The 11,186-nt window shown below is 35.1% G+C and carries 9 protein-coding genes and 1 riboswitch; all 9 genes read right to left on the bottom strand.

The genetic code is table 11. The annotated features are described in order from the left end of the window. Positions 1-326 precede the first annotated feature (326 nt). Complete coding sequence (lysA, locus tag HMPREF2597_RS07510; RefSeq protein ID WP_002478212.1) at positions 327-1,592, bottom strand: diaminopimelate decarboxylase; 1,266 nt, start codon at positions 1,590-1,592, stop codon at positions 327-329. Further along, positions 1,593-2,669: an alanine racemase gene (locus tag HMPREF2597_RS07505; RefSeq protein WP_002478211.1), complete on the bottom strand. Its 1,077-nt coding sequence runs from the start codon at positions 2,667-2,669 to the stop codon at positions 1,593-1,595. A gap of 4 nt (positions 2,670-2,673) precedes the next feature. Continuing rightward, positions 2,674-3,825, bottom strand: a complete 1,152-nt coding sequence (locus tag HMPREF2597_RS07500) for an amidohydrolase (RefSeq protein ID WP_002478210.1) — start codon at positions 3,823-3,825, stop codon at positions 2,674-2,676. Between the two features lie 155 nt (positions 3,826-3,980). After that, positions 3,981-4,700 carry a 2,3,4,5-tetrahydropyridine-2,6-dicarboxylate N-acetyltransferase gene (gene dapD, locus HMPREF2597_RS07495; RefSeq protein ID WP_002478209.1) on the bottom strand — a complete coding sequence of 240 codons (720 nt, stop codon included), beginning with the start codon at positions 4,698-4,700 and terminating at the stop codon, positions 3,981-3,983. 20 nt (positions 4,701-4,720) lie between these two features. Further along, entirely contained in the window at positions 4,721-5,446 is a 726-nt protein-coding gene (gene dapB / locus HMPREF2597_RS07490; protein ID WP_002478208.1) for a 4-hydroxy-tetrahydrodipicolinate reductase, read from the bottom strand. Then, positions 5,446-6,330, bottom strand: coding sequence for a 4-hydroxy-tetrahydrodipicolinate synthase (gene dapA, locus HMPREF2597_RS07485; protein ID WP_002478207.1), 885 nt, complete (start codon positions 6,328-6,330; stop codon positions 5,446-5,448). Before dapA ends, dapB begins: the two co-directional genes overlap by 1 nt. A 2-nt stretch (positions 6,331-6,332) precedes the next feature. Continuing rightward, complete coding sequence (locus tag HMPREF2597_RS07480) at positions 6,333-7,322, bottom strand: aspartate-semialdehyde dehydrogenase (RefSeq protein WP_002478206.1); 990 nt, start codon at positions 7,320-7,322, stop codon at positions 6,333-6,335. A gap of 216 nt (positions 7,323-7,538) precedes the next feature. Further along, positions 7,539-8,741: an aspartate kinase gene (locus HMPREF2597_RS07475; protein WP_002478205.1), complete on the bottom strand. Its 1,203-nt coding sequence runs from the start codon at positions 8,739-8,741 to the stop codon at positions 7,539-7,541. Between the two features lie 85 nt (positions 8,742-8,826). Then, positions 8,827-9,002: riboswitch (Lysine riboswitch) on the bottom strand. Between the two features lie 510 nt (positions 9,003-9,512). After that, entirely contained in the window at positions 9,513-11,114 is a 1,602-nt protein-coding gene (locus HMPREF2597_RS07470) for an ABC-F family ATP-binding cassette domain-containing protein (protein ID WP_002459128.1), read from the bottom strand. Positions 11,115-11,186 lie beyond the last annotated feature (72 nt).

Below are 11,186 nucleotides of genomic sequence, written 5' to 3'. Positions count from 1 at the left end.
ACATAAGGCACTTCGTTAATTTAGTTTAGTTGTGTTTATTAAATTATACGAAAGTGCCATATTTTGGCGAGACTCTTGAGAGAACAGGACAAACGGGACCCCAACAAAGAGAAATGCGAAAAGCATTTCGTCTGGCAAAGCAAGTTGGGGTGGCTAAAGCTGTCCCCTAAGAAAGCGAGCCAACAATGCGAAGTATTGAATAAAATGAGGCACTCATATGAAATTGAATTCAATTCATATGAGTGCTATTTTCTAAGATTTATGTCCCAGGCTCGCTATTTTCTAAGATCTTCCTATTATATTAAGCCGCTAGTGGGGTACTTTAATTATTTTGTATCATTAATAATAAGTTGTCGTAGTGATTGTCGTTTAATTACTTCTCTCGCTTTACCATCTTTTAAAAAGAAGACTGACGGTTTTTGCATTTGATTGTAATTCGATGACATTGAATAGTGATAAGCTCCAGTTGAGAGGATAGCCAAAATATCTCCGCGATGAACTGATGATGGTAATTTGGCATTTCTAATGATTATATCTCCGGATTCACATAGTTTTCCGGAGATTGTAACTGTTTCATCTGCGGATTCATGACGATTAACAAGTAATGCTTCATATTGTGCATCATAAAGTGCTGTTCGTATATGGTCACTCATACCACCATCAATTGATACATACTTGTTAACTCCAGGTATGTCTTTAATTGTACCTACTTCATAAAGTGTTATACCTGCTTCTCCAACAATTGAACGTCCTGGTTCAATACCAATCTCAGGAACTGAGTAGTTTAATTCTTTTGTTATATCTTTGATAGCAGTTGTGATTTCTGCAATGCCTTCTTCAATTGGAAAGCTTGTGTCACCTTCGACATATTTAATGCCAAACCCACCGCCTAAATTTAGCAACTCGACTTGAATTTGTTGTTCAGATAACCAATTTAAGACAATTTTTGCTGTTTCAATCATGGCTTCTGTACCTTCAATTTGTGAGCCAACATGGAAATGAATACCTTTTAAATACAAATGCTTGGAAGCTTTAATTTTATTAATTGCTTCCAGTGCTAGACCATATTTAATTGATAATCCAAATTTACTATCTTCTTGACCTGTTTGAATAAACTCATGAGTATGTGCTTCAACACCAGGATTAACTCGTAATACAACATTTACCGTATCACTTGCATATTTATCAATTAATTCTATTTCTTCTAAAGCATCTACCACAAAATAGCCAATTCCATTTTCTAATCCATATTGAATCTCACGTTTTGTTTTATTATTACCGTGGAAGTGAATTTGTTTTGGATCAAAACCTGCTGATAGGGCGGTATATAACTCTCCTTCCGATACAACATCTAATTGTAAACCTTCTTCTTGAACAAGTTTGACCATTTGCAAACACGTAAAGGCTTTTGAAGCATATGAAATATTATATGTTAAACCACTTTGTTTAAAAGCGGAATGATAACGTCTCATTTGATGACGAATTTGATCTTCATCATATACGATGGTGGGGGTACCAAAGCTTAAAGCTAATGTTTTAAGACTAGTACCTCCCATAGTTAGTTCACCATAATCATTATATTTAACAGTCATTTATTTGTACTCCTTTATTAAAGAATCATGGTTCATTGCACTGAGCTGTTCTGAATTTGCTCCTACGCCTTTAAATGTAAATTCATCTATGCGTATATCATTATTATATAATACAACTTCGTCTCTTGCATGAACAAGCTCATCCACTTCAACAAACATATGACTCATCATTAGTGCACGAATCGGATAACGTTTTCCGTTGATGATTACATCATGTTGTGCTCTGGATTTTAAAATTCCATCACCATAGCCTATATCTACGACCGCAAGGCGGGTATGATGATTCTTACATTCATATGCAAAGCTGTACCCACAATAATCCCCTTTATTTACTTCTCTTACTTGAATCACATTTGCTTTAACGGTTAAAGCCTGTTTGATTTCAGAAGGTTTTAACGAACTATATGGGCGTGAACCATACAATGCAATACCAACTCGAGCATGTGTGTGATTGGAAAGTACTTGATGTTGCTCACGATAAAAGCTTGCACTATTTTGAGCATGAATCATGTCAAAAGTATAACCTTCTGCTAATAGTGTATTTAAAACCTTTAACCAAGCACGTTTTTCAGTATCGTATTCTGGCACATCAAACTCATCAGCATAACCAAAATGAGTCCATAAACCTGTGATATGCATTTTATGAGGTTGATTATTTTGCTCATGATCTTTTAATACTTCGCGTAGTTCGCTAAGATTTTTAAACCCTGAGCGATGTAATAAGTTTTCATATTCTAAATGCACATTAATGTCATACAAATTGGATTTATTAGCATAATAATATTGCAGTGATGGCAACGTCATGTGAATACGGTTATGACGCACAATATCGAAGTCATAAACAGCATTCATTAAAAAGATAGTAGCTTTAGGCGCAAGTTTTCTAATGCGAACGGCTTCTTTAAGAGAAGTCGTGCTAAAAGTATTTATACCTGCCTTTAAAAACATATTTACAGCATACTCTAATCCATAGTGATAGGCATTGTTTTTTACTACAGCCATAATAGGTTGGTTATTTTTAACAGTTACGACATTGTTGAAAAATATGTCTGAATTTACGGACCATGTTGCAGTCACTATGTTATGCCTCCCCGTATTGTTTTAATAAATTTTCATAGTAATCAGCTACATAAATTAATACACGCTCATCGAAATTTAAATGGGATGTGTGTAATCCAGTAATATAATTTTTGGCTTCGTTACGCGTTCCAACAAATGCAAAATAAGCTGGGGCAAGTTGTTGACCATAGAAACTAAAATCTTCTCCAAATAAAAAAGGTAAAGGTTTCTCAACAACTTCTAAGCCAGCATTGACAATGGCCTGTTCAACTGTGTTACGTAATTGTGGGCTATTCATCGTTGCAGGATAGCCTTCTTCAAATTTAACTTGACAATCAACGTTGAAAAGTAAGCTCACACTTTTAGCAATTTTTTGCATCTGTGTTTTAACGCTATTTAAATCATTTGCATCATAAGTACGAATTGTACCTTCTAAATAACCATGGCTTGGCACTGTGTTAATAGCTTCTCCAGCTTCAAAGTGGCCCATATGGACAATATTTCGCTTCAAGCCATTAAGATGAAACTGTTGGATCATTCCCACTTGAGCAAGCACGTGTTGCAATGCTTCTCCACAAGAATGACCTTGCTCTTTATCGGCAACATGGCTAGATAATCCTTGCAGATAAAAACGGTATTCAGTTGCACTAGCAGTAATCTCATTATCACGAATAACGATTTGTCCTTCTTCTGCAAAAGGATTTACATGAACTCCAAAAATGGCTTCAATAGGGTAGTTATTAAATGCACCTGCTTTGATTAAACGATTGGCGCCGCCACCAGTTTCTTCAGCTGGTTGGAAAATAAATACGACATTATGTGGCAATAGTCCTTTATCCGCTTGGTCTTTACAACGTTTTACGAATAACATCAATGCAGTTGTGTGTCCATCATGACCACAGGCATGCATAACATTATCAACTTGACTACGATAATCGATATCATTTTCCTCAAAAATAGGCAAAGCATCAATATCTGCTCTAAAAGCTATAGTATGGTCACTGTTGCCTTCTAAATAAGCGATTGCGCCTGTTTCAAGGGGTCTTTCATAAGATACACCGATATCATCTAAAAACCCAGTAATATATTTGGTTGTTTCGAATTCATGTAAGCTAAGTTCTGGATGCTGATGTAAGTGACGTCTATGTGTTGTTACAAATTCTAATTCATTCATGCTATCATCCTCTTTTATCAATATAATACATACATCTATTGTAACTTAAATATTTGTAGTATACCGCTTGTAAAAAGTATAACTAAGGAGGTGAAATGATAAGCAATTGCAACATTTCAACCTCCGAAGTACTTTAATTTAATTGAACAAAGTGATTAATCATTTAGTTTTCTTAAAGCAGAGACAATTTCATGTTTTGAGTCTTCTACTTCAGATGTTTGTTTTATAACCTTTGCAGGTGTACCTGCAACGACGGCACCTGCTGGTACATCTTGAGTGACAATGGCACCTGCAGCTACAATGGCACCTTTACCAACGTGAACGCCTTCAAGAATAACAGCATTCGCACCGATTAAGACATTATCTTCAATTACCACTGGTTGCGCACTTGGTGGTTCAATAACGCCTGCTAATACTGAACCAGCACCCACATGCACATTTTTTCCAGTTGTTGCACGTCCGCCTAAAGTTGCATTCATATCAATCATTGTACCTTCACCAACGACTGCACCAATATTAATTGTGGCGCCCATCATAACGACAGCTCCATCTTCTATTGTGGCACCTTCACGAATAAAAGCACCAGGCTCAATACGCGCATTAGTATTTGTTAAATCTTTGAGCGGGATAGCTGAATTTCTTCGATCCATTTCAATTTCTAAATCAGTTAAACTAGATTGATATTGCTCATAGAAAGGCTTCCAATCATCTGCTTCACAGAAAATAATTTTAGAGTTATTTGATCCAAAGACTTTGAATGAATCAGGAAATGATATATTACTAAAATCCCCGTTGATATATATTTTTAGTGGTGTAGATTTTTTTGCATCACTAATGAATTGAATTATTTCTTGCGCTGATAAATGTTGAACCATAATTGATGTCTCTCCTTAAATTATAAATTGTCAAAAGTATAAAAACCATTTTTCTTATGAACGAGTTTCGTTGCAGCTCCTATGGCACCATTTGCAAAAATATCTTTTGATTGTGCTTTATGTGAAATTGTTATTGTTTCATCAGTACCGGCAAACAGGATATCATGTTCTCCAACAATCGTTCCGCCACGTACTGCGTGGATACCAATTTCATCTTTAGTGCGTTTTTCATTACGTTCATGTCTATCGTAAACAGGTGTCACATTCTCACGTAATTCTTTAATTACGTCATAAAGTTTGACAAGTGTTCCACTCGGTGCATCGACTTTTTTGTTATGATGTGCTTCTGTTAATTCGATGTCAAAATCTTGTAATAGGGGAACAGCTACTTCTAAAATTTTAGTTAATGCATGAACACCATAACTCATATTTGCACTGAAGAAAACTGGCATGCGTTTACTAAGTTGTTTAAGTTTAGCTGTAAGTTGCTCTTTTTCACCAGTTGTAGCAATGACTAATGGCAATTCAAAGTCTTCATCGAGCAATGGTAATAATAATTTGGGATTTGAAAAATCAATGGCTACATCTGCCTCATTTTGTGCATCCTTGATATGGTCATAACGTGGGTAAGGTGTGCTCGGGCTATTTTCGCGATCAATGACACCAACGATTTGATGACCTTTTTCTTCAGCTAGTCGTGCAACACGTTGATTCATTGCGCCATAACCAATTAATAATATCTTCATTAAAGTTCACCTGCTTTAAATTGCTCGTAAGCGTTAATTAATACTTTAGTTTCTGCAGCTTCTAAAGGTAGAAGTGGTAAACGTAGTTCATAATTACCAAAACCTAAATGACTTGTTAAAGCTTTAATCGGAATTGGATTTACATCACATGATAAAGTTGATAATAGTTTACTTATTGGTTCGAAACTTTTTGTAATATTTTCTCCTCTTTGTTTAGCATCATATAAAGCTTGAAATTCTTGAGGTATCACATTTGCAATGACTGAAATGACCCCATTGCCGCCTCGATTATAAAATTCAACGACGTTGTCATCATTACCACTATATAATGCAAACTCCGCTTGGTTAATACGTTTTTTTACTTCTTCATAATATGCAAAGTCATTAGTGGCATCTTTGATAGCTATAATATAATCATTATGACTTAGCGTTTCGACTGTTTCTGGATTAATCGTCATATTAGTACGAGAAGGTACATTATAAAGTACTACAGGCAATTTAACCTCGTTTGCAATCGTTTCAAAATGCTTAATTAAGCCGCGTTGGTTTGTTTTATTATAATAAGGTGTGATTAACATGATTGCATCAGCGCCTAGTTCTTTTGCACGCAATGATGCCTGTATAGATTTTGCAGTATTATTTGTGCCAGTTCCAGCAATGATCGTTACACGATGATTGACTTGTTTAATAACGGCTTCGAGTACCTGTGCTTTTTCGTTGTCAGTTAGCGTAGGGCTTTCTGCAGTAGTACCGTTGACAATAATTGCTTTAACATTATTTATAAGTAAAAAATCAACATGTCTTTCAAGTGCTTGATAGTCAACTTCATTATTAGTAAATGGGGTAGCTAGAGCTACACCAACACCTTCGAATAAATGTGCCATAATTATCTAGCTCCTTTTAATTTAATGACTTGCTCTAATACTTGAACGGCATTTAATGCGGCGCCTTTTAGTAAGTTATCAGAAGTACACCAAACATGGAATGTATTGTCTAGTGAGTCATCACGTCTAATACGTCCAACAAATACCTCATCTTTGCCCGTAGAATTAATGGCTAATGGATATTCATTATTGGCTGGATTATCTACGAGAACAACACGAGGATCTTTGTCAAATAAAGCTTTGATTTCTTCAGTTGTTGCTTCTTCAATAAGCGTAACATCGATTTCAACGCTATGACTATCTTGTACTGGTACGCGTGCACATGTTGCCGTTACACGTAAGTCTGGTTCGTTTAATATTTTACGTGTTTCATCAATCATTTTTTGTTCTTCTTTAGTATAGCCATCTTCTAAAAAGATATCGATGTGAGGTAGAACATTATTATAAATAGGGTGAGGATATGCTTCTGGTGCTTTACCATTTGCACCTTCAGCTAAATCTCTTTTTCCTTTAATACCAGAACCTGAAACGGCTTGATATGTTGTATATGCAACACGTTTTAAACCAAATTTTTCTTGCAAAACTCTTAGTGGAACTACTGATTGAATAGTTGAGCAGTTTGGATTGGCAATAATGCCGCGTTTAAAATGGGGTTCATTTACTTCTGGAACGACTAAGTCTATATCTTTTTTCATACGCCATTGGCTTGAGTTATCAATTACAATTGCACCTGCTTGTTCGAAAATAGGAGCAAATTGTTTACTTGTACCACCACCAGCACTCATTAAGACATAGTCAAAATGTTCACTTGCTGCTGCTTCTGTTAATTCTTGTACTATATATATTTGATCTTGGAAATCAATTTTCTTGCCAGCTGAGCGCGCTGAAGAAAAAAGCACTAATTCATCAAAAGGAATGCCTTTTCTATCTAAAGTTTCTAACATTTTTGTTCCAACTAATCCTGTTGCTCCAACTACTGCTAATCTTGTCATAAGTCTGTCACTCCATTATTCATTCTATTTGAAATTTTGAAAATCTTTAAAATGTATCTATGGGATTGGGACAGAATTCAATATGAATTTGTAGTCCCGCCCCGGAAAGATTGACTAAGATTGAAAAAAGCTTTGTATCAGCGTATTTTCAATCCAGTCAATACTACCAATATAGGGCTCCGAGCCTAAAATATAGCTATGTCCCAGAAACATATTCTATATTTCAAATGCATCATACAATGTTTGTACGGCTCGGTCACCATTCTGTGCATCAATGACATAAGAAATGCTAATTTCAGAAGTGGTTGTCTGGTAAAAAGGGATTTTGGCATTTATCAATGTGATAAATGCTTTAGAAGCTACGCCTGACATATCGCGCATGCCTGAACCAATTAGTGAAATTTTGACATATGTTTCATTAATCTTATAATCTAATGCACTAAAAGATACGGATAGTTTTTCTAATATATCTGAGATTTGATGAATATCACTATCTTTGATAGAAAATGATAATTGTAATCCTTCAACATTGACAATTTGAGATATCATATCTACATTAATTGCGCCTTTATCTAAAGCGGTAAATAGTTGTGTAAGCAAACGGTCATCAGATAAAGGATAGCTAATTGTGATATGCATCATGTGTTTATCTAAAGCTACACCAGTGACAGCTTTTTTCTCTAATATTTCACTATTGGGCATAATCCATGTTCCTTTCACATTTGATAAAGTACGACCTAAATAGATAGGAATATCATAATTTTTGGCTAACTCAACACTTCGAGTCTCTAATACGCCTGCGCCTAATGCACTCATTTCCATCATCTCTTCATAAGAGACGACATCTAATCTCTTAGCTCGACTCAAAATACGAGGGTCTGTTGCATAAACACCATCGACATCTGTGTAGATTTCACATGGGGTTGCATTACTAGCGGCAAGTGCAACGGCTGTAGTATCTGAACCCCCACGACCAAGCGTGGTTAATTCATAGTTATCATTTATACCTTGGAAACCTGCCACAACAATAACATCATACGTCTCAAATGCATGATCAAATACTGCAGGATTGATTTCAGCAATTTTGCTTTTCAAATGATGACCTATTGTTTTAATGCCAGCTTGATAACCTGTCATTGAACGGGAAGCAACACCTATATCATTGAGAACCATTGATAAATAAGAAACAGTTTGTTGTTCTCCGGTAGTTAACAGTAGGGCAAGTTCTTGATCTCTAGGTGTTGTAGTTAATGATTGTACGTTTTCCATTAACAGGTCCGTTGTTTTGCCCATAGCACTTACTACTACAATTAATTGTTCACCTTCATCGACACGACGCTTAAGCATCGCTGCGATATTTTTTATTTTTGTAAAATCAGCGACTGATGAACCGCCAAATTTTAAAACGCGTCGTTTCAAATTGTTAAACCTCCAATATTAAAGGAGACACATGCTACTAAAAAAGAGCAAGTTCGGAATGCGCGAACTTGCTCGGGATTTTTATAACAAGTGATGCACTCCATTATTAAAAAATAATGACAAACTTTTGGCTTTTAACCATAAAGTCCAATAAAGCGAACCTGCTAGTTGCATTATTTCGGCATCGCACCCTTTCAGAAATAGCTGTTAGCAGACAGTACTCTATTTCTTACTAATGATTGATGCGCCTCATCAAAATCTTATTCAATTGATATGTTTTTCATTATACATGGTGGGTTAGCATCTGTAAACTGAGAATTTAGATTTTTACAAATTTACTGACAATTAAAGGTTTCATAATGCTGTAATTGACTAATTAATCATAGTTAATGTAAAAAGTAATATCGCTGCTATGCATTTTTAAAAATAATAAACAGGTTTATTTAAATATAAGTTTAGACATCACGCTCTCTGACAAGTGGAAGGAAGCGCGACAGTATTCATTTTGAATTTGTATTTCTTACCGGCATGTATGACTAAAATCGAAAAAAAGCTTGATATAAGCATATTTTCAATTCAGTCGACTACTACCAATATATACTTTAGAGCCTAAAACATAATTACGTCTTAGGCTCTGAATGATTTTTATAATAAATGACATTAAGATTAAATACAGTTCTTTTAAGTGCGAAGCATGATGAAGACATACATGAGAGAACAGGGCAAACTCTATATTTAATGTACCAGTTTGTTTAGAAATCGATGGGGAGATTATGAGAGAACGCCAGTTTCTTTTAGATATTCTTCATATGGTAATTCTTTTGATAATCCACCAGCTTGATTTAAATCAATGACACGGTTGGCAATGGTATTGATGAATTCAAAATCATATGACGTAAAGATAATTGAACCTTTAAATGACTTCAAACCATCGTTTACAGCAGTGATACTTTCTAAGTCAAGATGATTTGTAGGTTCATCGAGTAACAGAACATTGGCACTTGAAAGCATCATTTTACTTAACATACAACGGACTTTTTCTCCACCTGAAAGAACGCTGGCTTTTTTCTTAACTTCTTCACCACTGAATAGCATGCGGCCTAAGAAACCACGTAAAAATGTTTCTGTTTGCTCATCTTCAGGTGCATATTGACGCAACCAATCAACTAAATTCATATTCACACCCTCAAAGAACTCTGAGTTATCTTTAGGGAAATAACTTAATGATGTCGTAACTCCCCACTTAACAGTACCTTCATCTGGTTCCATTTCTCCTGCAAGGATTTTTAATAATGTTGTTTTGGCAATTTCACTGTCACCAATTAGAATTGCTTTATCATTAGGATTCATAGTAAAAGAAATGTTATCTAAGACTTTTTCACCATCGATTGTTTTAGAGATATTTTCAACTGCTAACAAATCGTTACCAATTTCACGCTCTGGTGTAAATTTCACAAAAGGATAACGTCTTGAAGATGGTTGAATATCATCTAATTCAATTTTTTCCAACTGTTTCTTTCGACTTGTAGCTTGTTTAGATTTAGAAGCATTAGCAGAGAATCGTGCGATGAAATCTTGTAACTCTTTCATTTTCTCTTCTTTTTTCTTATTTTGTTCCTGAGCCATCTTTTGTGCTAATTGACTTGATTGATACCAGAAATCATAGTTCCCAACATATAATTTAATTTTTCCAAAATCTAAATCAGCAATATGGGTACAAACGTTATTTAAAAAGTGGCGATCATGAGACACAACAATAACAGTATTATCAAAGTTAATTAAAAAGTCTTCCAACCAGCTAATTGCTGGAATATCTAGACCATTGGTAGGTTCGTCAAGTAGTAATACATCAGGGTCGCCAAATAAACTTTGTGCTAATAAGACTTTTACTTTTTGATTATTTTCCAATTCAGCCATTTTTTTGTCGTGTAAATCAGTAGAAATACCTAATCCTGATAGTAAAGAAGCAGCATCTGCTTCAGCATTCCAACCATTCATCTCAGCAAATTCACCTTCAAGTTCGGCAGCGCGAATACCGTCTTCATCGCTAAAATCTGGTTTCATATATATGGCATCTTTTTCTTTCATTACTTCGAATAAACGTTCATGTCCTTTAATAACAACATCAAGTACACGTTCATCTTCATAGGCAAAGTGATCTTGTTTTAATACGGCGAGACGTTCGTTTTTGCCTAAGACAACGTGACCAGTTTGTGAGTCTAATTCACCTGATAAAATTTTCAAAAACGTTGACTTACCAGCGCCATTAGCACCAATAAGACCATAACAATTACCTTCAGTGAATTTAATATTAACATCTTCAAATAGTTTACGATCACCAAAACGTAAACTAACATCAGTAACTTGTAACATTCATTTGCTCCTTTTTTACGTTTTTCTAACGGATGAATTATATCATATAATATCTTGACTTTCGACTGAATA

Source organism: Staphylococcus sp. HMSC063A07 (genome assembly GCF_001836955.1).
In the GTDB taxonomy this organism is placed as follows: Bacteria; Bacillota; Bacilli; order Staphylococcales; family Staphylococcaceae; genus Staphylococcus; species Staphylococcus lugdunensis.
This window is presented reverse-complemented; position numbering and strand designations above follow the sequence as displayed.